At 72.1% G+C, this 24,381-nt stretch carries 23 protein-coding genes and 1 pseudogene; 7 read left to right on the top strand and 17 right to left on the bottom strand.

All coding sequences use genetic code 11. The annotated features are described in order from the left end of the window. Window positions 1–28 precede the first annotated feature (28 nt). From ACLQ3F_RS07315 to ACLQ3F_RS07305, 3 genes are all read left to right on the top strand, one after another. Entirely contained in the window at window positions 29–469 is a 441-nt protein-coding gene (locus ACLQ3F_RS07315; RefSeq protein WP_425847292.1) for a hypothetical protein, read from the top strand. A 134-nt stretch (window positions 470–603) separates the two neighbouring features. Beyond that, on the top strand, window positions 604–1,176 hold the full coding sequence (locus tag ACLQ3F_RS07310; protein WP_425847406.1) for a GNAT family N-acetyltransferase: 573 nt from the start codon (window positions 604–606) through the stop codon (window positions 1,174–1,176). A 29-nt stretch (window positions 1,177–1,205) separates the two neighbouring features. Continuing rightward, window positions 1,206–1,619, top strand: a complete 414-nt coding sequence (locus tag ACLQ3F_RS07305; RefSeq protein ID WP_425847291.1) for a type II toxin-antitoxin system prevent-host-death family antitoxin — start codon at window positions 1,206–1,208, stop codon at window positions 1,617–1,619. Window positions 1,620–1,906: 287 nt separating this feature from the next. On the opposite strand, the gene ACLQ3F_RS07300 is transcribed toward ACLQ3F_RS07305, so the two are convergent. The 6 genes from ACLQ3F_RS07300 to ACLQ3F_RS07275 form a co-directional block, all read right to left on the bottom strand. After that, window positions 1,907–2,974, bottom strand: a complete 1,068-nt coding sequence (locus ACLQ3F_RS07300; protein ID WP_425847289.1) for an ABC transporter ATP-binding protein — start codon at window positions 2,972–2,974, stop codon at window positions 1,907–1,909. Then, window positions 2,971–3,807: a molybdate ABC transporter permease subunit gene (modB, locus tag ACLQ3F_RS07295; RefSeq protein WP_357225412.1), complete on the bottom strand. Its 837-nt coding sequence runs from the start codon at window positions 3,805–3,807 to the stop codon at window positions 2,971–2,973. The genes ACLQ3F_RS07300 and modB overlap by 4 nt, the downstream gene beginning before the upstream one ends. Then, window positions 3,804–4,607 carry a molybdate ABC transporter substrate-binding protein gene (modA, locus tag ACLQ3F_RS07290; protein ID WP_425847404.1) on the bottom strand — a complete coding sequence of 268 codons (804 nt, stop codon included), beginning with the start codon at window positions 4,605–4,607 and terminating at the stop codon, window positions 3,804–3,806. Before modA ends, modB begins: the two co-directional genes overlap by 4 nt. A gap of 68 nt (window positions 4,608–4,675) precedes the next feature. Further along, the gene (locus ACLQ3F_RS07285; RefSeq protein WP_393225799.1) at window positions 4,676–5,098 is read right to left on the bottom strand and encodes a TOBE domain-containing protein; all 423 of its coding nucleotides are present in this window, start codon (window positions 5,096–5,098) and stop codon (window positions 4,676–4,678) included. A 450-nt stretch (window positions 5,099–5,548) separates the two neighbouring features. After that, window positions 5,549–6,040 carry an SsrA-binding protein SmpB gene (gene smpB / locus ACLQ3F_RS07280; protein ID WP_124856073.1) on the bottom strand — a complete coding sequence of 164 codons (492 nt, stop codon included), beginning with the start codon at window positions 6,038–6,040 and terminating at the stop codon, window positions 5,549–5,551. Between the two features lie 43 nt (window positions 6,041–6,083). Then, window positions 6,084–8,318 carry a hypothetical protein gene (locus ACLQ3F_RS07275; protein ID WP_425847288.1) on the bottom strand — a complete coding sequence of 745 codons (2,235 nt, stop codon included), beginning with the start codon at window positions 8,316–8,318 and terminating at the stop codon, window positions 6,084–6,086. Window positions 8,319–8,469: 151 nt separating this feature from the next. Between ACLQ3F_RS07275 and ACLQ3F_RS07270 the strand changes: the two genes are divergently transcribed. The 3 genes from ACLQ3F_RS07270 (at window position 8,470) to ACLQ3F_RS07260 (ending at window position 13,645) form a co-directional block, all read left to right on the top strand. Then, entirely contained in the window at window positions 8,470–10,128 is a 1,659-nt protein-coding gene (locus ACLQ3F_RS07270) for an FAD-dependent oxidoreductase (protein ID WP_425847286.1), read from the top strand. Window positions 10,129–10,168: 40 nt separating this feature from the next. Then, window positions 10,169–11,614 carry an ATP-binding protein gene (locus ACLQ3F_RS07265; protein ID WP_425847284.1) on the top strand — a complete coding sequence of 482 codons (1,446 nt, stop codon included), beginning with the start codon at window positions 10,169–10,171 and terminating at the stop codon, window positions 11,612–11,614. A gap of 75 nt (window positions 11,615–11,689) precedes the next feature. Further along, complete coding sequence (locus ACLQ3F_RS07260; RefSeq protein ID WP_425847402.1) at window positions 11,690–13,645, top strand: ABC transporter ATP-binding protein; 1,956 nt, start codon at window positions 11,690–11,692, stop codon at window positions 13,643–13,645. Window positions 13,646–13,695: 50 nt separating this feature from the next. Here ACLQ3F_RS07260 and ACLQ3F_RS07255 read toward each other — a convergent pair. The 7 genes and pseudogenes from ACLQ3F_RS07255 to ACLQ3F_RS07225 form a co-directional block, all read right to left on the bottom strand. After that, window positions 13,696–14,337: pseudogene (locus ACLQ3F_RS07255) on the bottom strand (SAM-dependent methyltransferase); the annotation flags it as partial. Between the two features lie 105 nt (window positions 14,338–14,442). Next, window positions 14,443–14,952, bottom strand: coding sequence for an NUDIX domain-containing protein (locus ACLQ3F_RS07250; protein WP_425847283.1), 510 nt, complete (start codon window positions 14,950–14,952; stop codon window positions 14,443–14,445). Between the two features lie 59 nt (window positions 14,953–15,011). Then, a complete protein-coding gene (locus tag ACLQ3F_RS07245; RefSeq protein WP_357258985.1) occupies window positions 15,012–15,653 on the bottom strand; it encodes an SRPBCC family protein in 642 nt (213 codons plus the stop codon). Continuing rightward, the gene (locus tag ACLQ3F_RS07240; protein WP_357205230.1) at window positions 15,653–16,018 is read right to left on the bottom strand and encodes an ArsR/SmtB family transcription factor; all 366 of its coding nucleotides are present in this window, start codon (window positions 16,016–16,018) and stop codon (window positions 15,653–15,655) included. The genes ACLQ3F_RS07245 and ACLQ3F_RS07240 overlap by 1 nt, the downstream gene beginning before the upstream one ends. A gap of 28 nt (window positions 16,019–16,046) precedes the next feature. After that, complete coding sequence (locus tag ACLQ3F_RS07235; RefSeq protein ID WP_357258982.1) at window positions 16,047–18,137, bottom strand: xanthine dehydrogenase family protein molybdopterin-binding subunit; 2,091 nt, start codon at window positions 18,135–18,137, stop codon at window positions 16,047–16,049. Beyond that, window positions 18,134–19,117 (bottom strand): FAD binding domain-containing protein, encoded by a 984-nt coding sequence (locus tag ACLQ3F_RS07230; protein WP_425847281.1) that lies wholly within the window; start codon window positions 19,115–19,117, stop codon window positions 18,134–18,136. Before ACLQ3F_RS07230 ends, ACLQ3F_RS07235 begins: the two co-directional genes overlap by 4 nt. Beyond that, a complete protein-coding gene (locus ACLQ3F_RS07225) occupies window positions 19,114–19,611 on the bottom strand; it encodes a 2Fe-2S iron-sulfur cluster-binding protein (RefSeq protein ID WP_355007577.1) in 498 nt (165 codons plus the stop codon). The genes ACLQ3F_RS07230 and ACLQ3F_RS07225 overlap by 4 nt, the downstream gene beginning before the upstream one ends. 126 nt (window positions 19,612–19,737) lie before the next feature. Between ACLQ3F_RS07225 and ACLQ3F_RS07220 the strand changes: the two genes are divergently transcribed. Then, window positions 19,738–20,346: a nucleotidyltransferase family protein gene (locus tag ACLQ3F_RS07220; protein ID WP_425847279.1), complete on the top strand. Its 609-nt coding sequence runs from the start codon at window positions 19,738–19,740 to the stop codon at window positions 20,344–20,346. On the opposite strand, the gene ACLQ3F_RS07215 is transcribed toward ACLQ3F_RS07220, so the two are convergent. The 4 genes from ACLQ3F_RS07215 to ACLQ3F_RS07200 all read right to left on the bottom strand — a co-directional run bounded on the left by ACLQ3F_RS07215 (window position 20,306) and on the right by ACLQ3F_RS07200 (window position 24,315). Beyond that, the gene (locus tag ACLQ3F_RS07215) at window positions 20,306–20,974 is read right to left on the bottom strand and encodes a TMEM175 family protein (RefSeq protein WP_425847278.1); all 669 of its coding nucleotides are present in this window, start codon (window positions 20,972–20,974) and stop codon (window positions 20,306–20,308) included. The genes ACLQ3F_RS07220 and ACLQ3F_RS07215 overlap by 41 nt on opposite strands. Window positions 20,975–21,084: 110 nt before the next feature. After that, window positions 21,085–22,461, bottom strand: a complete 1,377-nt coding sequence (locus ACLQ3F_RS07210; RefSeq protein WP_425847276.1) for a GH1 family beta-glucosidase — start codon at window positions 22,459–22,461, stop codon at window positions 21,085–21,087. A gap of 29 nt (window positions 22,462–22,490) precedes the next feature. Continuing rightward, a complete protein-coding gene (locus tag ACLQ3F_RS07205; RefSeq protein WP_088989328.1) occupies window positions 22,491–23,330 on the bottom strand; it encodes a carbohydrate ABC transporter permease in 840 nt (279 codons plus the stop codon). Then, the gene (locus ACLQ3F_RS07200; protein ID WP_425847274.1) at window positions 23,323–24,315 is read right to left on the bottom strand and encodes a carbohydrate ABC transporter permease; all 993 of its coding nucleotides are present in this window, start codon (window positions 24,313–24,315) and stop codon (window positions 23,323–23,325) included. The genes ACLQ3F_RS07205 and ACLQ3F_RS07200 overlap by 8 nt, the downstream gene beginning before the upstream one ends. Window positions 24,316–24,381 lie beyond the last annotated feature (66 nt).

Below are 24,381 nucleotides of genomic sequence, written 5' to 3'. Positions count from 1 at the left end.
ACGGCCGGCGGCCGGGCAGGATAGGCGGATGACCGAGCCACGGGTACGCCTCGACGACCTGGGCGCCTGGCTGATCAAGGGCAACGCGGACCTGGTCGACCTCGCCGCCCGGTTCGCCCGGCAGCCACTGGTGACGAGCTGGTGCGTGCGTCCCGGCTACCGGGCGCGGTTGATGTGCGCCGGGCAGCCGGTGGTCTTCTGGGCCAGCGGCAGCCGGGGCCGACTGCCGTACGGGGTGTGGGGCGTCGGGCAGGTCACCGGGGCGGCCGAGCCAGGCGCACCGGGGCAGCCGTGGTCGGTGCCGCTGGATCTGCCCATCCTCGCCGAACAGGACCGCATCTCCCGGCTGCTGTTGCGTGCCGATGACCGGCTCGCCGCCCTGGAGGTGCTCCGTCAGCCGCAGGCCGCAAACCCCTCCTACCTGACCGTGGCCCAGTTCGCCGCGCTCCGGACGTTCCTGCCGGGGTGAACGCTGCGGACGCACCTGCCGGGGTGGGCGCTGCGGACGCATCGCCGGGGTGAGCGCGGAGGGCGGCCGTGCCTCGGCCAGGGTGGCTGTGCGAGCCTGCTACCGACGTGAGAAGCGTACTGAGTGGAGGCCCGGTGTTCGCCCTGCCGTTGACCGAGGACGTCGAGCTGCGCCCGCTGAACCCGTGGCGGGCCGAGGAGTTCCTCGCCCACCTCGACCGGGCCCGCGAGCACATCCAACCCTGGGTCTCGCCGTCCTTCGTCGCCACGGACCTGCCGTCGGCCCGTGCGGTGTTGCAGCGGTACGCCGACCTCTCGGCCAGCGACAGCGGTGGCATCTGGGGGCTGTGGTGGCGGGGCACGCTCGTCGGTGGGGTCATGTTCGTGTCGTTCGACGTGGCCCGGGGCGTCTGCGAGGTCGGTTGCTGGGTGGAGCCGGCGGCGCAGGGCAGGGGCCTGGTCGCCCCGGCGGTGCGCCGGATCGTCGACTGGGCGGTGCGCGAGCGCGGCATCTATCGGGTGGAGTGGCGTACCAACGCCGACAACACCCGCAGCAAGGCCCTCGCCGACCGGCTCGGCCTGCGCCTCGACGGAACGTTGCGCCAGGTCATCCCGGGTCCGCGCGGTCGGATCGACATTGAAATCTGGTCGGTGCTGGCGGACGAGTGGACCGACTTTTACGCACCGTCCACTGACGACCGCGAATAGTTGTCATACCCGCGCGGCACCATGCATCCATGGCCGTCCCCGCGCTCACCCCTCATTCCGACCCGCCGCGTTCCGTGCCGCTGCGTGAGGCGCGCACCCGGTTCAGCCAGCTCGTCGCGCTGGCCGAGCTGACCGACGCGGTCACCGTCGTCACCCGCGACGGCGATCCCCGCCCGGTCGCCGCGATCGTCCCCGCCGCAGCCGCCCGCAGTGCCGCCCAGGCCCGCGCCGACGCCGACCGGCTCGCGACGGTCACCGCCGGCTGGGCCCGCCGCCTTGAGGAGCAGCACCGACGCAGCACACAGCGGCACGCCGCCGAGCTGGGCGCGGTCCGTGCGGCGCTGGCCGAGGCGTGGGCCGAGCTGGACAGCCGCGTCGTCCCGGGCAGCGACCCGACGTTGGCCCGGCTGCGCGCCGCGCATTCCGATCTGCTCGCCGACTGACTCGCATCGGTGCCGGGGCGGCGATGGCCGTACCCGCCCTCAGCGAGTGCTGCGCCGCTCGTGCTGGGCCGCTCGTCGACTGACTCGCGTCCGTGCCCGCGCCGCGTTGGCCGCACCCGCTGAGGCGGGCGCCGCGCCGGGTGTGCGCCGGTGTCGTGCCGGCTGACGGGCCCCGCGTTGGCGGGCAAGCTCGTCGGCGTCCGCGCGGGCCGGCGGTCGGCGTGGCAGGGGCGGCGGCGACGGACGCGCCGGCCGGGTCCACCCGGTGACGCTGCGGCCGGCGTCAGTCAGCCGGTGGTCGGGTACGCGTGGGTCTCGGTCGCCTTGACCGCCACCCAGACGCGCTGGCCGGGGATCAGCCGTAACTGGGCGGCGGCGGCCGGCGTGACGTCGGCGGCCACCCCGATCGGTCCGTCCAGTTGCACCCGCACGTTGTCACCGTGGCGCTGGACGCCGGCCACTGTGCCCGCCCAGGTGTTCCGTGGGCTGCCGTCCGGCCGGGCCGGGTGCAGAGCCACAGCGGCCGGGCGAAACGCCACGAACGCTTCGCCGTCCAACCGGTCGGCGACGGTGAGGGTCAGCTCCGGCGACACCCGCACCCCGTGCCCGTCGGCACGGCCCCGGTACAGGTTCAGCCCGACCAGCCGGGCGACGTAGTCGGTGCGCGGGCGGGCGGTCACGCTCGGCCCGTCGCCCTCCTGCACCACACGGCCACCCTCGACGATGACCAGTCGGTCGGCCAACGCCAACGCGTCCAGCGGGTCGTGGGTGACCAGCACCGTCGCGCCCGCGTGCGCCGACAGGTGCCGGTGCAGCTCCGCGCGGGTGTCCAGCCGGGTGCGGGCGTCCAGCGCGGCGAGCGGCTCGTCCAACAGCAGCAGCGACGGTGCCACGGCCAGCGCGCGGGCCAGCGCCACCCGCTGCGCCTGACCGCCGGAGAGCTGCCGCGGCTTGCGCTGCGCCTGCGCCTCCAGCCCCACCCGGCCCAGCCACTCCCGGGCCGTGGCGCGGGCGTCCCGCCGCTCGACGCCGTGCCGGCGCGGTCCGAAGGCCACATTGTCCAAGGCGCTGAGGTGCGGAAACAGCAGGTAGTCCTGGAAGACCACGCCGATCGACCGGCGTTCGGTGGGCACCCAGCCCCCGGTCGCCGGGCGGTCCAGGTCGACGTCGTCGAGGGTGACGTGCCCGTCGGTGAGGGGATGCAGCCCGGCCAGCGCCCGCAGCGCGGTGGTCTTCCCGGCGCCGTTCGGGCCGAGCAACGCCACCACCTCGCCCGGGGCAACCCGCAGCGGCACGTCGAGCCGGAAGACGCCCCGGTCGACGACGAGCCTCGCGTCGAGAAGTCGGTCGCTCATGCGGTGGTCATCCAGCGGTCCCGCAACGCCACCAGGATGCCCACCGACACGACGAGCAGCACCAGGCTGAGCACGATCGCGGACTCCAGGTCCGTCTCCAACGCCAGGTAGACGGCGAGCGGCATGGTCTGTGTCCGACCGGGGTAGTTGCCGGCGAAGGTGATGGTGGCACCGAACTCTCCGAGCGCCCGGGCCCAGCAGAGCACCGCCCCGGCGGCCAGGCCGGGCGCCACCAGCGGCAGCGTGACGTGGGTGAAGGTGGTCCAGCGGCTGGCGCCCAACGTCGCCGCTGCCTCCTCGAAGCGGTGGTCGGCGGCACGCAGCGCACCCTCCACGGCGATCACCAGGAACGGCATGGCGACGAACGCCTCGGCCAGCACGACACCCGTGGTCGTGAAGGGCAGGGTGATGCCGAACGTGCTGTCGAGCCAGCCACCGAGCAGGCCGCGTCGGCCGAAGACCAGCAACAGCGCCACCCCGCCGACCACCGGCGGCAGCACCAGCGGCACGGTGACCAGCGCGCGTACCAGCCGACGGCCGGGGAACTCGACCCGGGCCAGCACCCAGGCGAGCGGCACCCCGAGCAGCAGACAGAGCGCGGTGGCCAGGGTGGCGGTCTGCACCGACAGCCGCAGGGCGGTCAACGCGCCCGGCGCGGCGAGCCGCTCCGGCAGGGTCGTCCACGGTGCCCGGATCAGCAGCCCCGCCAACGGCAGGACGAGGAACAGAAACCCCAGCCCGGCGGGGATCAGCAGCGCCGCCGGCACCCGACCCCGCCGTCGAGCCGTGGCCGGGCGACCGCTCGGTGCGTTGAGGTCGTGGACCTGCCTCACGGGGCCTGGAACCCCGCATCGGCGAGGACCGCCTGCGCCGGCGCCGAGCGGACGTACGCGACGAAAGCCCGTGCGCCGTTCGGATTCGGCGCGTCCTTCAACGCGACGATCGGGTAGTCGTTGACCGCCCGCGCCGACTCGGGAAACTCCACGCCTGTCACGTCGTCGCTCGCCGCCCGCGTGTCCGTACGGTAGACCAGTGCCGCGTCGACCTCGCCGAGCTTCACCTTGGCGAGCGCACCCTTGACGTCCTGTTCGAGGGTGACCGGCGTCAGCGCGACGCCGGCCGCGTCCAGGGCGGTGCGGGCCGCCGCGCCGCACGGCACCTGACTGGCGCAGAGCGCCACCTTCACACCCGGGCGGCTCAGGTCGGCCAGGCCGGCCACTGCCTTCGGGTTGCCCCGGGGCACCGCGATCACCAACTGGTTGCGGGCGAAGACGCTCGGCGTGCCATCGGCGTCGCCGGCCTCGACGACAGTGCTCATGTTCGTCGGGGCGGCGGAGGCGAACACGTCCGCCGGCGCGCCCTGGGTGATCTGGTTGGCCAGGGCGGAACTGCCGGCGACGTTGAGGGTCACGCGGCTGCCCGGGTAGGCGGCCTCGAAGTCCTTCCCGATGCGGGTGAACGACTCGGTCAGCGAGGCGGCCGCGAACACGGTCACCGGGCCGGTCACCCGCCCGTCAGCTCCGCTGCCGTTTGCCTGGCCGTCGCCCGCGCCGCAGCCGGTCAGCGCCAGGCCGGCCGCCACCAGGACAGCCACCGCCGTACGCCTGCTCCGGGCGACAGTGCGTGCGTGCATCGGCGCGACCGTCTGCACCTTCGTCTGGGCGACCGCCCGCGCGTTCGTCCGCCCGACCGTCCCCGCGTTCATCTGGCCGACCGTCCGCGCGCCGGGGCGGGTGCGGCCCGCTCCACCACGACAGTGGTCGACTTGATCACCGCAACGGCCACCGAACCAACCCGCAGGTCGAGCTCGTCGACGGCCTCCCGGCTCATCAGTGACACGACCCGGAACGGGCCCGCCTGGATGTCGACCTGGGCCATCACCGTGTCCTTACGGACGTCGACGACGATGCCGCGCAACCGGTTGCGGGCCGAGGAGAACTCGGCGCCCGCATCCGGGTCGTTGGCTTGGGCGCGAGCGAACGACGCCAGGTCGACGCCGTCGACGACCCGGTGGCCGTGCTCGTCGCGTTCGGCCGTGAGGCGCCCGGCGTCCACCCAGCGGCGAATGGTGTCGGCGCTGACGCCGAGCAGGTCGGCCGCCTCCCCGATCCGGTACGTCGTCACAGGCTCACCCTAACGCCCGCATTTGCCAGCGCGAAACCCCGAAATACGCAGCAAACATGCGAGTGAGTGGGCGTCCGGGCCAGCAGTTGCATCCTGCTGTGCTGTCTCAGGACGCCTGGGGATCCCTGGTCCGAGCCCGCAAGATCGTGCTCGAACCAGGAAGTAGTGGTGTCGGCGAGCGAGGAGGCCACTACATCCTGGTTCAAGCATGATCTTGATGTGGGGCGCGGACGCGGGCGCTCAAAACCGCGCTCCCCGGTCGGTCGGGCATCGGCGTCCGTCGTCAAGATCCGCGCAATATCAGGGATGTTGCTGCCTCTCCCGCGTCGGAGGCAGCAGCATCCGGGAAGTTGCTTAGATCTTGCGGGCGCGGGCGCGGGCGCGGGCGCGGGCTCGGGTGGCGGTAGTGCTCACGTACGGGCGAGCCGTGTCCTGGGAGGAGCGGCGGCGTCAGGGTCGGCGGGGGTGGCCCTTGAGGTGCCGGCCCAGTTCGCGGGCTATCTCCCGGTTGGCGTCGCGCTCGGCCAACGTCTGCCGCTTGTCGTAGGAGCGCTTGCCCTTGGCGAGGGCCAACTCGACCTTGGCGAAGCCGTTCTCGAAGTACATCGACAGCGGAACGAGGGTTACCCCGCCCTCGCGGACCTTGTCCAGGATCCGGTCGATCTCGGCGCGATGCAGCAGCAGCTTGCGGTTGCGGCGCGGCGCGTGGTTGGTCCACGTGCCGTAGGCGTACTCGGCGATGTGCAGGCCGTACAGCACGATCTCGCCGTCGCGCTCGTGCGCGAACGCGTCCACCAGCGAGGCCCGCCCCTCGCGCAGCGACTTCACCTCGGTGCCGACCAGCACGATGCCCGCCTCGTACGTGCGCAGCACCGTGTACTCGTGCCGGGCCTTCTTGTTGGAGGCGATCAACCGGCGGGCGGGTGGCTTGGACGGGGTCACCAGGCGACGATATCCGGCCGTCGGAGCAGTCGTACCGGCCGGTTCAGTCGTGTACCGGGCGCGCGGGGCGTAGTCGCGCGGTGAGGTCCCTCACCGCGTCCCCGAACGCCTCCTGCGACTCGCACGGCCAGTGTCCGAGGATCGGCGGCGGAACGCTGTCGCTGGGTGCCGGCACCACGTCCTGCGGATCGGTCAACCGCCGGTCCACCGTCGCCGGCGGACCGGTCAGCGTCTCGGCCTCCCCGGGACGGTGGGAGGCGAAGATCCAGCCACCGATCGGGTCGGTGTCGCGCCACAGGTTGATCCAGCGCCAGCCGACCCGTTCGCCGATCTCCCGCAGCGCCGGGTCGTCGGCGTACGCCGGGAAGAGCCGGGAGTAGAGCCGGCCCAGCGGTGAGCCGTAGGTCAGCAGGGCGACCCGGTCGGTGATCCGGGTGGGCAGTTGCAGAACCGCGGCGGCTAGCAGCACCGAGCCGTGGCTGTGCCCGGCCAGCAGCACCCCCTGCCCCTGCTCAACCAGGTAGGTGATCCGCTTGGCCAACTCCGGCACGGCCCGCTCGGCGTAGCAGGGTGGGGCGAACGGATGCGCCGCCCGCGGCCAGAAGGTGCCCAGATCCCAGAGCACCCCCACGTACCGACGGAACTGCGGTGTCCGGTACGCGAAGATGCCGCCCACCACCAGGCCGAGCAGGATCGCGGCGATCACGTAGCTACCCGACCCGATCAGGAAGTTGACCATGCCCTCCGGCACTCCGACGTAGCGCTGCGCCACGTCCCCGGGTAGGAGTTGGAGCAGGCCGAGCAGGCTGGTGGCCAGGCCGAGCGCCGCCAGGCTGGCGTACACCACGGAGAGCGGTTCCAGATTCTCGGTGAAACGGGCGCGGGCCACCGCCTGCTCGACCCGCCGCAGCCGGGCGGCCGCGTGCGGCGGCGCGTCCGGGAAGTCGGCGGCCACGATCGCCCGCGCGGCCCGCCGCCGCCCGCGCCGGGTCATCCTGGTGACCAGGCCGGCCACCAGCAGTGCGGTCACCACGGCCAGGAAAAACCCGAAGATCGCCCACTTGTACGCCAGGGGAGGGCTGGTCTCCAGGCCGTCAGCAGTGGTCCCGTTGCGGTCGAGCAGGTCCGCCACCCGGTAGACCAGTTCGGCCGAGAACGCCACGGCGAGCCCGGCCGAGATCGTCATGAAGACCGGCGCTCCCAACGCGCGGATGGGTGACCCGCGCTGCCCGCCACCCCGCCGCCAGATCACCAGCACGGCGAGCGCGACCACCAGCACGGTCTGGCTGACGAACAGCCAGGCCACGATCGCGCTGTAGCCGGGCAGCACGCCGCCCTGCGGCCACGGCGCCGGGCTGATGACGATGTGCACGATTACCAGCATTGTCACGCCGCAGGCGATCGTGCGCAGCCAGCGGAAGACCCCGTCCACCCGGGGCGACGGGTCGGTGCGGTCGATGCTCCGCACCACCGTGACCAGGACCAGGCAGCTCAGCAGCACCACCGCGGTGGCGGTCAGCAGGATCACCATCACCCACGAGCGGTGCTGGCTGGCTCGCGCGGTCAGCAGGCTGCCGCTCAGCGTGGCGAACGCCGCCGCGACGTGGACCGAGCGCAGCCGACCCACGAGCGGCTCGCCGTCCCACTGGCCGACGGCGCTCAACTGGTGTTTCGACGTCGTCGTCGGCGTCCGGAACGCGTCGAAGGAATGGCCCGGGCGAGCGCCCAACCACCAGACGAGCCCGATGGCGGCGACCGGCACGAGCGCCAGCACACCCAGGCGCAGCCCGATCGGGCGCCCGCCGAGCCAGGACAGCCAGGTCCGACCGGCCAGGCACGACGGGGTGCCCATGCAGCGCCACGCGATCAGGTCCAGCGCCACCCCGACGATGGAGAGCACATAGAGCATGGTGAGAGTGAGGGCGAGCACCCGGCACAGCGCCATGAAGCCGCGCGTCGAGATGGTGTTCGCCGGCCGCATCCACAGGGCCACGTTGCAGAGCATGAACGGCAGCAGGAAGACCAGCGACAGGGTCCGCACGGCTGTGCCGGACGGCAGGTCACTCCAGCGGTACGCCTCCAGCGTCACCCCGTCCGTACCGGTCGAGTCCGGGTATCCGGGGCGCGGTCGGTAGAAACCTCCGCTGCGGTCGCCGGCTACCTGGTACACGTACGGCCGGTCCAACACCTGGTCCGCGCCCGCGCCGGAGACACCGTGCACCCGCAGCTCCACGATCCCGCCCGACGTTGGCGGTCCGGTCGGTGTCGCGTCGGCCATGGGCCCCCCGAGGTGTGCGCGGCAACCGGGCGGGTCGTCGATGTCCGGCCACCCGCGCGGCGCTCCGGCTTACCCGTCTGCGGGGCGGTCAACCGTGCGCCGGGCGCCGGCGATGGTGCGGTCGACCGTCGGCAGGTGATTTCATGGCGCCATGGCGAACCCGGTGATCCTGACCGTCGACGACGACCCCGTGGTGTCCCGGGCGGTCGCCCGCGACATCCGGCGCCGCTACGGCGACCGCTATCGGGTGTTGCGGGCGTCCTCCGGCCCGGAGGCGCTGGACGCGCTGCGCGAGGTCAAGCTGCGCGGCGAACAGGTGGCGCTGCTGCTGGCCGACCACCGGATGCCGGAGATGACCGGCGTCGAATTCCTCGAAGCGGCGATGGACATCTTCCCGGCCGCCCGTCGGGTGCTGCTCACCGCGTACGCGGACACGGACGCCGCGATCGAGGCCATCAACGTGGTCGACCTGGACCACTACCTGCTCAAACCCTGGCACCCGCCGGAGGAGAAGCTGTACCCGGTCGTCGACGGGCTGCTGGAGGCGTGGGCGGTCACCCCGGACGCGGCCAGCGCGGAGATCCGGGTCGTCGGGCACCGCTGGTCGGCGCCGTCGTTCAAGGTCCGCGACTTCCTGGCCCGCAACCTGGTGCCGTACCGGTGGCTGTTGTCCGACGATCCGGAGGGCACCCGGTTGCTCGACGCGGCCGGGGCCACCGAGGCGGACGTGCCGCTGGTGGTGACGCCGGAGGGCAAGGCGTTGGTCGCCCCGAGCGAGGCCGAGTTGGCCGCGCTCGCCGGGTTGACAGTGGTGCCGGCGTGTGACTTCTACGACCTGGTGGTGATCGGCGGCGGCCCCGCTGGTCTCGGTTCCGCAGTGTACGGAGCGTCGGAGGGGCTGCGCACCGTGCTCGTGGAGCGACGAGCGACCGGCGGTCAGGCCGGGCAGAGTAGCCGCATCGAAAACTACCTGGGCTTCCCGGACGGTGTCTCCGGCGCGCAGTTGACCGATCGGGCCCGACGCCAGGCGGTCAAGTTCGGCGCCGAGCTGCTCAGCGCCCGGGAGGTGGTCGGTCTCAGCGAGGCCGGCGGTGCCCGACTGCTGCGCTTCGGCGACGGCACCGAGATCGCCGCGCACACAGTGGTGCTGGCCACCGGCGTGTCGTACCGGGTGCTCGACGCCCCTGGGCTGGCCGACTTCACCGGGCGGGGGGTGTTCTACGGCGCCGCCGCCACCGAGGCGCCGAGCTGCGTCGAGCAGGACGTCTACATCGTCGGCGGGGCCAATTCCGCCGGCCAGGCGGCGGTCCACTTCTCCCGGTACGCGTCGAGGGTGCACCTGCTCATCCGTGGTGCGGACCTGACCGCCTCGATGTCGCGTTACCTGATCGACCAGCTGGAACGGATCGACCGGATCACCGTGCACCCGTACACCGCTGTGGTCGGCGGGGCGGGGGAGGACCACCTGGAGCGGCTCACCCTGTGCGACACCCGCACCGGGGAGGCCCGCTCGGTCGACACCTCCTGGCTGTTCATCTTCATCGGCGCGGAGCCCCGCACCGACTGGCTGGACGGGGTGCTGGTCCGCGACGGCCGTGGTTTCATCGTGACCGGTCCGGATCTGCTCGCCGGGGGGCGGCGGCCGGCCGGTTGGTCGTTGTCGCGCGACCCGTACCACCTGGAGACCAGCGTGCCGGGTGTGTTCGCCGCCGGGGACGTGCGGGCCGAGTCGGTCAAGCGGGTCGCCTCGGCCGTCGGCGAGGGCGCGATGGCGGTGTCGTTGGTGCACCGCTACCTGGAGGCCCAGTGAGCGCGAGGAGTGAGCCGGGTTTGCGAGCGAAGGAGTCCCTGTGACCATCGAGTCTGACCGACTGACACCGGCGCAGTTGCGCACCCTGTTCCTGTTCGAGGCGCTCGACGAGGGGCGACTCGAGTGGCTGGCCGAACGCGGCCGTGTCGAGCAGCGTGCCGGCGGCACTCTCGTGTACGGCGAAGGGGAGCCCGCGACCTGCTTCTTCGTGCTGGTGCGCGGCGCGGTGGCGCTGAGCCGCCAGGTGCGCGGCGACGACGTCGAGGTCAGCCGCACCGACCAGCGCGGCGTGTACGGCGGGGCGGTCCAGGCTTACCTGGGTGACCAGGTCGACCAGATCTACCGCAACACCATGCGGGCGGTGGTCGACTCGGACTTCTTCGTGCTGCCGGCGGAGGACTTCGCGTACGCCCTGCGGTCCTGGTTCCCGATGCCCATGCACCTGTTGGAGGGGTTGTTCCTCGGCCTGCGGGACAGCCAGGCCATCGTCGGCGAACGGGAGCGGCTGTTGGCCCTCGGTTCGCTGTCGGCGGGGCTGACCCACGAGCTGAACAACCCTGCCGCGGCGGCGGTGCGGGCCACCTCTGTGCTGCGGGACCGGGTCGCCGGGATGCGGCACAAGCTCGCGATGGTCGCCGACGGCCGGCTCGACGGCAGGGCGCTGCACGGCCTCGTCGGGTTGCAGGAGGAGGCGGTCGCCCGGGTGGCCACCGCGCCGAAGCTGACCCCGATGGCCACGGCCGACGCCGAGGACACCCTCACCGACTGGCTGGAGGACCACGGCGTCGGCGGGGCCTGGGACCTGGCGCCGATCCTGGTCGGCGGTGGGCTCGACGCTGCCTGGTTGGCGCAGGTGAAGGCCGCGGTCGGTGCCGCGGACCTGGAGGCGGCGGTGCGCTGGCTCACCTACACGGTCGACACCGAGCTGCTGATGCGGGAGATCGGCGACGCTGTCACCCGGATTTCCGGGCTCGTGGACGCCGCCAAGCAGTATTCGCAGCTGGACCGCGCGCCGCACCGGGTGGTGGACGTGCACGACCTGCTCGACGCGACGCTGGTGATGTTCAAGGGCAAGATCCCCGCCGAGGTCAAACTGGTTCGCGAGTACGACCGGAACCTCCCACCGGTCCCGGCGTACGCGGCCGAGCTGAATCAGGTGTGGACCAACCTGATCGACAACGCGTTGGGCGCGATGGGAGACAAGGGTGTGCTGACCGTCCGCACCGGACGGATCGGTGACCAGTTGGCGGTGGAGATCACCGACACCGGGCCGGGCATCCCGTCAGAGGTGCGTCCCCGCATCTTCGAGCCGTTCTTCACCACCAAGCCGGTCGGCGCGGGCACCGGTCTGGGGCTGGACATCTCGTACCGGATCGTGGTGCACAAGCACCACGGCGACATCCGGGTGGAGACCGAGCCGGGCCGTACCACCTTCCGGGTCCTGCTGCCGATCACGGACGAGCCCCGCGACGCGCCGATTACCTAGAGACAGCAGGTGGTCGCGGGCAGTAGTCTCGGGCGGCGTTTGTGATCCCCGCCCGGAGGAGGGTCCGTGGAGTCGATGGCCCGCCAGCGCACCGCTGCTGAGGACGACGACCAGCCGATCGACCCGCCCGGCGACAGCTCGGTGCTGCCGGAGCTGGAGGATCGGGACTGGCTGCACCACGCGCAGGAGTTCGCACACACCAGCTTCTGGGCGGTGGCCCGGCGGCTGCCCCGGCTGGTCCGGGAAGCGGTCGGCCTGGCCTGGTCCACAAACCAGCGCGACACCGTCGCCTCCATCGGCCTGAACATCGCCGCCGGGGTGATGACCACGTTCGGCCTGCTCGCCACGACGAGCGTGCTGCGCGAGTTGTTCGCCGCCGGCCCCACCCCGGACCGGGTCCGCTCGGCCCTGCCGGCGCTGATCGTGGCCGCGGCGGCGGTGTCGGCGCGCGGCGGCCTGACCATCGCGGCCGGTTGGGCCCAGGCCCGGCTGACCCCGCAGATCAACTATCAGGTGGAGTTACGCCTGTTCGAGGCCACCACGGCGGTGGACCTGGCCGCGTTCGACGACGCCGGCTTCGCCGAGGAAATGGACCGCGCCCGCGACCGGGGGATGGGCGAGGCGGCGTGGATCGTCGACCACACCGTCAACCTGGTCACCGGCGTGGTCGGCATGCTTGCCACCGCCGTGGCGGTGACCGTCATCCAGCCGCTGCTGCTGCCCTGCCTGCTGCTCGCCGCGGTGCCCCAGGCGATCACGGCGGTGCGGATGGCCCGCCGCGAGTATCTGGCGATGCTGGCTCGGATCACCCGGCGCCGCCGGATGTGGATGCTCGCCCACCTGATGGCCAACCGGCACACCGCCGCCGAGGTGCGCGCCTACCAGATGCGCGACTTCCTGCTCGCCGAGTACCGCGGCGTGATGGCCGTCGAGACCCGTGCCCAGCTGCGGCTGGTCCGCTCGCAGACCGGCACCCGGGTCGTCGGTGCCACGGTGGCGGGCCTGGCCACCTTCGGCGTGTACGCGGTCCTCGGTGGTCTGCTGCTCAGTGGGATGGTCGCCCTCGCCGCCGCGGCCACCGCCCTGCTCGCGTTGCAGTCCGCGCGGACCAGCCTGGGCGTGGCGGTCGTCGCCACCAACTCACTGTACGAGGACGCCCTCTACTACCAGGACTACCAGGACTTCCTGGCCCGCGCCCGGGCCCGGGTGCCGGTCGGAGGCAGTCGGGTGGCCGACGGCGTCGACGTGATCGAGCTGGACGAGGTGAGCCTGCGCTACCCGGACACCGACTCCTCGGCGGTGGACCGGGTCAGCCTCACCGTCCGCCGAGGCGAGGTGATCGCGCTGGTCGGTGAGAACGGCTCGGGCAAGACCACCCTGGCCAAACTGATCGCGGGCCTCTACCAGCCGACCGGCGGGGTGATCCGCTGGGACGGCGTCGACGCCGCCGAGTTGGACCCGCGTGCCCTGGGCGCTCAGGTGGCCGTGATGACCCAGGAGTGGTGGAAGTTCCCGTTCACCGCCGGGCAGAACATCCGCGTCGGCCGGCACGATCGCCCGCCGGACCGGTCCGGCCCGAGTGTGCAGGAGGCAGCCCGCGCGGCCGCCGCGCACGACATGATCGTTGGCCTGCCGCACGGCTACGACACGTTGCTCGACCGGGAGTTCAAGGACGGCCACGAGTTGTCCGGCGGGCAGTGGCAGCGGCTCGTCGCGGCTCGCGGCCTCTACCGGGACGCCGCCCTGCTGATCTGCGACGAACCCTCGGCCGCCCTGGACGCGCGTGCCGAACATGCCCTGTTCCAGCACCTGCGCCGTCGCCCCGACCGGGCGGTCGTGCTGATCACCCACCGGCTGGCGAACGTCCGGCACGCCGACCGTATCTTCGTGCTGGAACGGGGTCGACTCGTCCAGCACGGCAGTCACGACGAGCTCATGACCGCCGGTGGCCTCTACCGCGAGCTGTTCAACCTGCAGGCCAGCGGTTACCTGACCGGGGTCGACGGACGCCGCCCCGCCGACACCCGCTGACCAGACTGCGCGGAGCCTGTGTCGTGCGGATCGGCCCGGCAGTCGACGCGTCAGAGCACGCGGGCGACCCCGCAGTAGCCATCCACGACGGCCGCGGGCCTGCTGTCAGTCCGCCAGTGCCCCAGCGGCACGACACCCGGCTCGACGAGGTCGAGGCCGTCGAAGAACGCCGTGAAGTCCGCGACCGCACGCAGGTGGTACGGCAGAGCACCGCTTTCGTTGTACTGCCGATGCGACTCGATGACCCGCTCGCTGGTAGCCGTACCGTCGGACATCGCCAGAAAGCTGCCCGGTGGTAGGGACGAGACCAGAGCGTTGACGATGGCCTGCGCCTCGGCCGGCTTCTCGACGTGGCCCATGACGCCCAGCATCATCAGTGCGATCGGCTCATTGAAGTCGAGTGTGTCGCGAGCGTCCTGGAGGATCTTCTCCGGGTCGCGCAGATCGGCGTCGACATACTGCGTGGCACCCTCCTGGCTGCTGGTCAGCAACACCCGGGCGTGCGCGAGAACCATCGGGTCGTTGTCGACGTAGACGACGCGCGCCCGCGGCGTGATCCGTTGGGCGACCTCGTGGGTGTTGTCGGCAGTGGGCAGGCCCGTACCGACGTCGAGGAACTGGCCTACCCCCGCCTCTGCGGCGAGATAGGTCACCGCTCGTCTGAGAAACGCGCGCGAATACCGTGCCGCCTTCTCCCTCACCAGCCGTACGGGCGTCGGGGCCGTAGCCTAGCGGCGCGGCGGCGCCCGCATGGTCCTGCGGATCGGCGAAGCCCTTGTCCCCTGGCCGAGCGGGGGTCAGGAGGTGGGTGTCAGGAACTCAGCCAGGATCCGCGTGTGGGTGGAGAACGCCAGCTCGACCGGGTCGGTGAGCACCAGCCACTCGGTCGCCTCCTCGGTCGGCGCCGACGGTGGCAGGTCCTCGGCCGCCCGCTCGGGCAGCACTCCGAAGACCATCATCGTGCCTCCCGTCGGTGAGCCGTGCACCGCGAACAGGCGGGCGTCCCCGGCCGCCGCGATCAGGCCGGTCTCCTCCCGAAGCTCCCGCACGAGCGCGTCGGACCACTCCTCGCCGTACTCGATGAAGCCACCGGGCAGCGCGAGCAGGCCGCGGGCGGGTTCGATGTCCCGGCGGACCACCACCACTCCCAGGCCCTCGGCGGTGCGGACCGGCAGCACCGCTACCGCCACCGGCAGTGGGTTGCGCCAGACGGTCTCGCCGCAGACCGCGCAGACTCGCGGCCATCCGACGGCCGGCGGGTAGGCGACGCCGCAGTAGGAGCAGTGCGAGTACGGCGTGCCGGTCATGCCGCAGCACGTTACTCCGATCCCTGCTCAGGCTGCCGCGCCGCCGCCTCGCCAAGCGGTCAGGCTGCCGGGTCGCCCGTGTAGAAGGCGGTGGTGCGTTCGGCGGCGGCCTTCGCCTCGTCGGCGTCGGTGCCGGCGGCGATGCTCGCTTCGCACCACAGTTGACTGCTCAGCTCCATGGCCCGTCGTCCCTCGGCGGAGGCGGTCCACTCGGCGCCCTGTTCCGGCGTGATCCCGCTGCCGTCGGCGGCCAGGTGCGAGGCGAGCCCGAGCAGCCCGAGGTCCCACCCGACACCGACCGCGCCCGGCCCGAACTGGGCCCACCGGTCCTGGTCGACGTGCGCGATGTGGTCCAGGTCGAGGCGGGCCCGCTCGTCGCCGACCGCTGTGACCCGCACCTCGATCCAGCTCACCTCGCCGCCCATCTCCCAGGTGGCGGTGAAGCGGTGCGGCGGCTCGCAGCTCTCGACGGTGCCGTGGGCGTTGCCCTGGAGCTGGTACGTGCCGCCCAGCCGCAGGTCGCCGGAGATCGGCAGGAACCAGCGCGGGATTCGCTCGGCGCTGGTGCAGGCGTCCCACAGATCCTCGGCCGTCGCCTGGTAGGTCTGGCTGATCGTGGTGACCCGCGCCTCACCGGCTTCCAGGGTGCGGCTGCCGACCTTGCGCTGGACGGCGTTGATCTGCTCGGTGGCGTCGAACATCAGGTGTTCCTCTCGTCGGGTGGGTCGGCGGGGCCGCGCAGCCGACGCTCGCGTCGGCCCCGGGCCAGCTCGGTGGCGAGTGCCGCCAGGGGTGGGGTCCAGAACCGGCGGAAGTGCTCCAGCCAGCCGTCGACCTCGCGCAGTGGGCGTGGGTCGACCGCGTAGAGCCGCCGGGTGCCCTCCGGCCGCACGGTGGCGAAGCCGTTGTCGCGTAACACCTTGAGGTGCTGGGACACGGCGGGCTGGGAGATGCCGAACTCCTCGCGGATGACAGTGCTGACCGCGCCGGCGGTCTGCTCGCCGGCGGCGAGCAGTTCCAGGATGCGGCGCCGGACCGGATCGCCCAGCACGTCGAAGGCGTGCACGACGACAGTTGTATCACTGACGGCTTATTTAAGCCAAGTCTGATACTCCGATGAGCTTGTCCAGCCGGATCGGCAGCTCCCGGATCCGTACGCCGGTCGCATGATGTACCGCGTTGGCGACCGCCGCCGCGGCGCCGACGATGCCGATCTCACCGATGCCCTTCACCCCGGCCGGGTTCAGCTCGTCGTCCCGCTCGTCAAGCCAGTACGCCTCGATCGACTCGACGTCGGCGCAGCCGGTGATGTGGTAGGTGGCCAGGTCGTGGTTGACCCAGTCGCCGTAGCGCTCGTCGAGCAGGCCCTCCTCGTGCAGCGCCATCGACAGCCCCATCGTCATGCCGCCGATGAGCTGACTGCGGGCCGTCGTCGGGTTCACCACCCGCCCCGCCGCGAACACCCCGAGCATCCGGTTCAGCCGTACCTCGCCGGTGTCCGCGTCGACCCGCACCTCGACGAACTGCGCCCCGTAGGCGTACCGGGGGAGCGCGGGCTGCTCACCCACCTCCTCGGTGGTGTCCGCCTCGGCGGTCACCTCGTCGGTCGGCGGCCCGCCGTCGCGCAGCTTCTCGCGCAGTGCCTGGGCCGCGCGTATCACCGCCCAGCTCCAGCTGGCGGTCCCCATCGAGCCGCCGGCCAGCGGTGCCGTCGGCAGCGCGGTGTCCCCGATGCGGATCTCCACCCGTTCCGCCGGCACTGCGAGGGCGTCGGCGGCCACCTGCCAGATCGCCGTCCGGGCACCGGTGCCGATGTCGGTGGCGTTGATCTGGACCAGGAAGCTCCCGTCGGGCCGAGCGGTGGCCGTCGCCGAGGAAGGCCGGGCCCGGGCCGGGTAGCTCGATCCGGCCACCCCCGTGCCGATCAGCCACCGCCCCTCGCGCCGGGACCGGGGCGACGGATCACGGCCGGCCCAGCCGAACCGCTCTGCGCCCTCGCGCAGGCAGGCCACCAGGTTGCGACTGGTGAACGGGCGTCCCTGGTCGGGGTCGACAGCGGTGTCGTTGCGGATACGCAGCTCCACCGGGTCGATGCCGACGGCGATGGCCAGCTCGTCCACCGCGGACTCCAGGGCGTACGCGCCGGGGCACTCGCCCGGGGCGCGCATCCAGAACGGAGTGGGCACGTCGAGGCGGACCAGCCGGTGCGTGGTGCGGCGGTGCGGTGCGGCGTACATGCTGCGGGTGTAGACGGCGGTCTGCTCGGCGAACTCCCTGATGGTGGAGGTCTGGCTGATCGCGTCGTGGCAGATGGCGGTGAGCCGGCCGTCGGTGTCGGCGGCGAGGCGGACCCGCTGGATGGTGGGGGTGCGATAGCCGAGCGGTCCGAACAGTTGCTGGCGGGTCAACGCCAGCTTGACCGGGCGGTCCACGTGCCGGGCGGCGAGGGCGGCCAGCACCACCGACGCCTTGGCGTACCCCTTGCTGCCGAAGCCGCCGCCGACGTGCTCGGCGACGACGCGGATCGACTCCGGCGGCAGCTCGAACAGCTCGGCGAGGGTGGCGCGTACCGGCGTCGCGCCCTGGGTGGAGTCGTGCACCAGGAGCCGCCCGTCGTTCCACTGCGCGATGGTGGCGTGCGGTTCCATCGGGTTGTTGTGGTACGCCGGCGTGCGGTAGGTGACGTCCACCCGCACCGGGGCGGCCGCGTACCCGGCGTCGAAGTCGCCCTCGGCGGTGTCCGTCGGATAGCTGGGGTTCACCTGGTCCGGCTTGTACAGGCCGGGATGGTCGTCGGTGAGCACTGTGCTGTGCGGGCCGGTGTCGTAGTCGATGCGGACCAGTCGGGCGCCCTCGCGGGCCGCCTCCAGGCTGGTGGCCACCACCACGGCGACGTACTGCCCCCGGTAGTGCACAGTCGGCTCCTGCAACAGCCGCAGCTCCGGCTGTGGGCCGGGCGCCATCCGGGGCGCGTTGCCGTGGTGCACCACTGCCAGCACGCCGGGCGAGGCCAACGCCTCCGTCGTGTCGATCCGGGTGATCCGGCCCCGCACCACTGTCGACGGCACCGCCCAGCCGTAGGTGACCCCGTCCACCGGGTACTCGACCGCGTAGCGGGCCGCGCCGGTGACCTTCGCCGGGCCCTCCAGCCGGGGGTACGCCCGGCCGACCGCCCCGGTGCTCACGACGACGCCAGTTCGGTGAGCGCCCGCACGGTGATGGCCCGGGTCAGCGGCAGCTTGAAGCCGTTGTGCCGTAGCGGGCGCGCCTCGGCCAGCTCCGCGTCGGCGGCCCGTGCCGCCAATTCGGGGCTGAACGGACGTCCGCGCAGCTGCTCTTCGGCCCGGTACGCCCGCCACGGCCGGTGGGCCACAGCCCCGTACGCCAGCCGCACGTCGCGGACCACGTCACCGTCGAGGTCCAGCACCGCGGCCACCGAGCCGGCGGCGAAGGCGAACGAGGCCCGGTCGCGCACCTTGAGGTACGTCGAGCGGCGCGCGGCCGGTAGGGGCGGCAGCCGCACGGCGGTGATCAGCGCGCCCCGGGCCACTGTGGTCTCCCGCTCTGGGTGGCCGCCGGGGGAGCGGTAGAAGCCGGCGATCGGGATGTCACGGGGGCCGTCGGCCTCGTGCACCTCCACCACCGTGTCGAGGGCGGCCAACGCGACGGCCAGGTCGGACGGGTGGGTGGCCACGCACTGCTCCGACCAGTCCAGCACCGCCAGGTCGCGGTTCTGGCCGTGCAGAGCGGCGCAACCGCTGCCCGGCTCCCGTTTGTTGCACGCCTTGCCGGTGTCCTGGAAGTAGACGCAGCGGGTTCGCTGCAACAGGTTGCCGCCGGTGGTGGCCATGTTGCGCAACTGTCCGGAGGCGGCGGCGAGCAGGGCGCGGGCCAGCACCGGGTAGTCGCGGCGTACCGCCGGGTGGGCCGCGAGGTCGCTGTTGCGGACCGTCGCGCCGATCCGCAGCCCACCGTCGGGCAGCTCCTCGACGGTGTCGAGGGGAAGCCGGGTCACGTCCACCAGCACGTCGGGGCGCTGCACCCCGAGCTTCATGAGGTCCACCAGGTTGGTTCCGCCGCCCAGGTAGGCGGCCTGTGGTTCGGCCGCCAGCACGGCGACCGCCTCGGCCACGTCGGCGGGCCGGTGGTAGCGGAACGCCTTCACGAGGACGCCGCCGTCTCGCGTACGGCCGCCACGATGTGCGGGTACGCGGCGCACCGGCACAGGTTGCCGGCCATCCGCTCGCGGATCTCCGCGTCGGTCAGCTCCGCGGGCGTGTTCAGGTCGCCGGTGACCGCGCTGGGCCAGCCCCGGGAGACCTCGTCGAGCATGCCCCGGGCGGAGCAGAGCTGCCCGGGAGTGCAGTAGCCGCACTGGAAGGCGTCGTGCGCGACGAAGGCGGCCTGCAACGGGGACAGCTCGTCCGGCCCGGCCAGCCCCTCGACTGTCACCACTGACCGGCCGTCCACGGTCACCGCGAAGACCAGGCAGCTCTTCACCCGCCGGCCGTCGAGCAGCACCGTGCAGGAGCCGCACTGGCCGTGGTCGCAGCCCTTCTTCGCCCCGGTCAGGTCGAGGTGCTCGCGCAGCGTGTCGAGCAGTGTGGTGCGGTTGTCCAGGGTCACCTCACGGGACGCGCCGTTGACCTCGACCGTCACCCGGGACGAGTGGCGCTCGTCGATCGTGGTCGCGTTCTCCGGTCCGCCCTGCACCGGCCCAGACTAGCTTTGTCGGTATATCTCGGGGCGAATAACGCAAAGCCCTTCGTGCGGGAGGTGACGACGGTGACCGCCGGACTGCTGCTCGCCGCCGGCGCCGGGCGGCGCTACGGCCGGCCGAAGGTGCTGGTCGAGCTGGACGGCGAGCCACTGGTGCGGCGCGCGATCCGGCTGCTCGGCGATGGCGGCTGCGCACCCGTGCACGTGGTGCTCGGTGCGGGCGCCGACGAGGTGCCCGACCTGCCCGGCGCTGTGCCGGTCCGGCACGATCGCTGGGCGGACGGGCTGGGCTCGTCGCTGCTGCGCGGTCTGGCCTCGCTGCCGGCCGACGTGCCGGCCGCCGTCGTGGTCCTCGTCGACCAGCCACTGCTCAGCCCGGTCGCGGTGTGCCGGGTGCGCGCCGCGTACGACGGCGGCGCCCTCGTCGCGGTCGCCACCTACGCCGGCCGACCCGGGCACCCGATCCTGCTGGGCCGGGAGACCTGGCCACTGTTGAGCGGGTACGCCGTCGGCGACCGGGGCGCGCGCGACCTGCTGCGCGACCGGCCGGACCTGGTGGCGGAGGTGCCCTGTGACGACGTCGGGTCCCCGGCCGACGTGGACACCCCGGCCGACCTGCGCCGACTCCGCCCGGTCAGTGACGGGTCAGCCAGCGGGGCAGACCCTCGCTGGTGATCGCGTGATAGGTGATCATGATGATGACGCCGATCAGGCCCAGCACCGGGCTGACGAACCAGCCGAGCAGACCGCTGAGCCCGTACAGGATCAGGCCGGTGACCGGTCGCAGCCGCTGCGTCCGCACGTACTCGGGGCTGACCCGACGCTGGAGCAGCGCCGGGTGGCGGTGCAGGTAGCCGAAGAACACCAGCCAGGGGGCTGACATCAGGGCCGCGGCCAGCGCGTACAGGGCGACAGCCGCGCGCTGGTCGTCGGTGTCGCCATGGGTGAACGCGGACGCCAGCACCGCGGTGGGGAAGGGGATGATCACCGCGCCGAAGAGCACACCGAGGTTGATCCAGCTCAACGTGAGCGTGGTGCCGCGGATCAGCCGCAACAGCGCGTGGTGGTTGAGCCAGAGCACCCCGATGTAGACGAAGGACACCACGAAGGCCAGGTAGGAGGCGCCCTCGCCGAGCAGACCGGTGAGCAGCTCACCCTCGTGGTACTCGGGCACCCGCAACTCGATGACCAGCAGGGTGATGACGATGGCGAAGACCCCGTCGCTGAAGGCCGTCATCCGGTCGGTGGCGGACACTCGACCCGTGGGGTCGGGCCGCTCGAGCTCGTCGGGTGCTGCGGACATTGCCGCAGGCTAGCCACTCGGCAACGCGGCCGGTGGTGGTTTCCTCCGATCGGAACGGAAACGGCCGCCCGGGGTCCGAGGCCCCGGGCGGCCGCTCGCACCGCCCCCGTTCAGGCCACCGGCGTCGCGGTTCCGGTGGTGCGGGCGAGCCGCTGGTGGGCGCGGATCACCTCGGCGTAGCGCAGACCGCTGGCCTTCACCGTCCGGCGCTGGGTGGCGTAGTCGACGTGCACCAGCCCGAAGCGCTTGTCGTAGCCGTACGCCCACTCGAAGTTGTCCAGCAGTGACCAGACGAAGTAGCCGTCCAGGGGAACCCCTCGGGCCACCGCCGACGCGCACGCGGCCAGGTGCTGCTCCAGGTGGTCGGTGCGTTCCTTGTCCTCGACAGTGCCGTCCGGGGTGACCTCGTCCGGCCACGCCGAGCCGCTCTCGGTGACGATGATCCGGCCCGGCCGGTACTCCTCGTGCACGTCGACGAGCAGCCGCTCCAGGCCCGCCGGGTACATCTCCCAGCCCATCGCGGTCTCCACCGAGCCGGGCACCGGCACCTGCTTCGCGAACGGCGCCGGACCTGTCGGATCGTCGACCACCAGTTGGCGGAAGTAGTAGTTCACCCCGAGGAAGTCCGTCGGCGTGGCGATCACCGCCAGATCGTCGCCGCGTACCGGCGGCTCGACCCCGTAGGTGGCGATCATGTCGGCCGGGTAGCCGCGCCCGTGGATCGGGTCCAGCCACCACCGGTTGACGTGCCCGTCGGCCCGGCGGGCCGCCGCGACGTCCTCGGGTCGGTCGGTCGCCGCCTCGATCGGGCTGAGGTTGACGACCAGGCCAACCGAGGCCGGCCGGGCGGCGTTGGCGCGGATCGCCTGGGTGGCCAGGCCGTGCCCGAGCAGCACGTGGTGCGAGGCGTGCACGGCGCGGGTGAGGTCGCGCTCGCCGGGGGCCATGTTGCCCTCCAGGTGCCCGATCCAGCACACGCAGAGCGGCTCGTTGACGGTGCACCAGTCGGCCACGCGGTCACCGAGGCGGCCGGCGACCACCGCCGCGTAGTCGGCGAACGCCTCGGCGGTGGCCCGCTCCGGCCAACCGCCGGAGTCCTGCAGAACCTGCGGCAGATCCCAGTGGTAGAGCGTGACGAACGGTCGGATCCCGTCGGTGAGCAGCGTGTCGACGAGCCGGTCGTAGAAGTCCAGCCCGGCGGCGTTGACCCGCCCGACGCCGTCGGGCATGACCCGGGGCCAGGCCACCGAGAAACGGTACGCGTCCACGCCGAGTCGGCGCAGCAGCGCCAGGTCCTCCGGCCACCGGTGGTAGTGGTCGCACGCCACCGCGCCGGTGTCGCCGTTGTCGACAGCGCCGGGGGTCGCCGAGAAGGTGTCCCAGATGGACGGTGCCCGGCCGTCGACGTCGACGGCCCCCTCGATCTGGTACGCCGCCGTGGCGACACCCCAGAGGAAGTCGGGTGGCAGCTTGGACAGGTCGGGCACGGGTCGGTTCTCCTCTGGGGTTGGATGACTCACTTGACCGCACCGGCGGTGAGGCCGGCGACGAAGTAGCGCTGTAGGGCAAGGAACCCGACGACGACCGGGATGCTGACCACCAGCGAGGCGGCCATGATCTGGTTCCAGTAGACGTTGAACTGGGTGGAGTAGCCCTGGAGGCCGACGGCCAGGGTGCGGCTGCCCTCGTCGGTCATCACCGACGCGAAGAGCACCTCACCCCACGCGGTCATGAACGCGTACACGGTGACCGCGACCACGCCGGGCACGGCGGCCGGCAGGATGACCTGGAACAGGGTGCGCAGCGGACCGGCGCCGTCGACCTGCGCCGCCTCGTCCAGACCCCGGGGGATCGAGTCGAAGTAGCCGACCAGCATCCAGATCGAGAACGGCAACGAGAAGGTCAGGTACGTGATGACCAGGCCGGTGCGACTGGCGTACAGCTCGATGCCGGTGGCGTTGCCCAGGTTGACGTAGATGAGGAACAGCGGCAGCAGGAACAGGATGCCGGGGAACATCTGAGTGGACAGCACGGTCACCGAGAAGACACCGCGACCGCGGAACCGGTAGCGGCTCACCGCGAACGCGGCGAAGATGGCCACCGCCACCGAGCAGACCGCCGCGATGCTCGACACCACCAGGCTGTTCACCAGGTACCGGGCCAGCGGCACGGTGCTCCACATGTCGACGAACGGTTGCAGGGTGGGCCGGCTGGGCCACCAGGTGAAGCCGTTCTGCACGTCCTGCAACGGCTTGGCCGCCGAGGTGACCATGACGTAGAGCGGGATGACGACGAAGAGGGTGAGCAGGGTCAGCACGATGCGCCGGCCCCAGCGCTCGCCGGCGGTCTCACGCATGGTCGTCCCTCCGACGGTTGGTGATCAGCAGGTACGCGGCCGAGACGACCAGCAGGAACAGCAGCAGCGCCACCGACATCGCCGACCCGGAGCCGAAGTCCCAGGTCTTGAAGGAGCTGCGGTAAATGTGGATGGAGATCAGGTCGGCCTGCTCCGGCGCGGAGCCGCCGAACAGCACGAACGGGGTGTTGAAGTCGTTGAACGTCCACAGGAACAGCACCAGCAGCAGCACCAGGTTGACCGGCCGCAGCATCGGCAGCGTGACCGAGCGCAGTCGGCGCCAGAACCCGGCGCCGTCGATCGCGGCGGCCTCGTACAGCTCACCGGGCACGTTCTGCAACCCGGCCATCAGGCACAGGAACGCGAACGGCCAGTTACGCCAGACCGACACCACCAGCAGCGACCAGAAGCTGTTGTCGCCGATCAACCAGAACGGCCGTTCGTTCATCAGCCCGAGCTGGTCCACGAGCACGTGGTTGACCAGGCCGGTGTCGCGTTGCAGCAGGAAGCTCCAGGTGATCACGGCGGCGTAGACCGGCAGCGCGTACGGGGTGAGGAACAGCGCCCGCAGGATCGCGCGTCCACGGAACGGCCGTTGCAGGACGACCGCCGCCGAGATGCCGAGCAGCCAGGCGAACCCGACCGAGAGCAGGCTGTAGGCCAGGGTGACCCAGAACGAGTGCAGCAGTTCCTTGCTGGCGGCGCTGTTCAGGTCGAGCGTCGCCCGGTAGTTCTCCAGCCCGACGAAGGGCGCGGTGGACCAGTCGCGGATGTGGAACTGGGTCAGCTCCAGCAGGCTCATCCAGACCCCGACGACCATCGGGATCACGTGGATGGCGAGTTCCAGCACGACGGCCGGTGCGAGCAGCAGGTACGGCAGAAGTGAGCGGCGGGGGCCGCGGGGCCGGCGGGCCGGCTTCCGGGTCGGTGATCCGGCCCGGGATTCGCGTCGGTCGGCGTCCGGCGCGGTGGTGCTGGTTGCCATCAGGGTCCTCTCGGAGGCGGGGGGGGGGGGGGGGGGGGGGCCCCCCCCCCCCCCCCCCCCGCCACC

The sequence above is a fragment of the Micromonospora sp. DT15 genome (assembly GCF_049841475.1).
Classification (GTDB): domain Bacteria; phylum Actinomycetota; class Actinomycetes; order Mycobacteriales; family Micromonosporaceae; genus Micromonospora.
The sequence above is the reverse complement of the archived record's forward strand: the minus strand, read 5'-3'. Positions and strand labels throughout refer to the sequence as shown.

Coding starts and splice junctions, on each gene's coding strand:
- ACLQ3F_RS07275 (WP_425847288.1), bottom strand. CDS start 8,318: ATGGCCGACGCGACACCGACCGGACCGCCAACGTCGGGCGGGATCGTG.
- ACLQ3F_RS07305 (WP_425847291.1), top strand. CDS start 1,206: ATGGCCGTCCCCGCGCTCACCCCTCATTCCGACCCGCCGCGTTCCGTG.
- ACLQ3F_RS07250 (WP_425847283.1), bottom strand. CDS start 14,952: ATGACCGGCACGCCGTACTCGCACTGCTCCTACTGCGGCGTCGCCTAC.
- ACLQ3F_RS07315 (WP_425847292.1), top strand. CDS start 29: ATGACCGAGCCACGGGTACGCCTCGACGACCTGGGCGCCTGGCTGATC.
- ACLQ3F_RS07245 (WP_357258985.1), bottom strand. CDS start 15,653: ATGTTCGACGCCACCGAGCAGATCAACGCCGTCCAGCGCAAGGTCGGC.
- modA (WP_425847404.1), bottom strand. CDS start 4,607: ATGCACGCACGCACTGTCGCCCGGAGCAGGCGTACGGCGGTGGCTGTC.
- ACLQ3F_RS07205 (WP_088989328.1), bottom strand. CDS start 23,330: ATGCGTGAGACCGCCGGCGAGCGCTGGGGCCGGCGCATCGTGCTGACC.
- ACLQ3F_RS07300 (WP_425847289.1), bottom strand. CDS start 2,974: ATGAGCGACCGACTTCTCGACGCGAGGCTCGTCGTCGACCGGGGCGTC.
- ACLQ3F_RS07215 (WP_425847278.1), bottom strand. CDS start 20,974: ATGTCCGCAGCACCCGACGAGCTCGAGCGGCCCGACCCCACGGGTCGA.
- ACLQ3F_RS07200 (WP_425847274.1), bottom strand. CDS start 24,315: ATGGCAACCAGCACCACCGCGCCGGACGCCGACCGACGCGAATCCCGG.
- ACLQ3F_RS07260 (WP_425847402.1), top strand. CDS start 11,690: ATGGCCCGCCAGCGCACCGCTGCTGAGGACGACGACCAGCCGATCGAC.
- ACLQ3F_RS07270 (WP_425847286.1), top strand. CDS start 8,470: ATGGCGAACCCGGTGATCCTGACCGTCGACGACGACCCCGTGGTGTCC.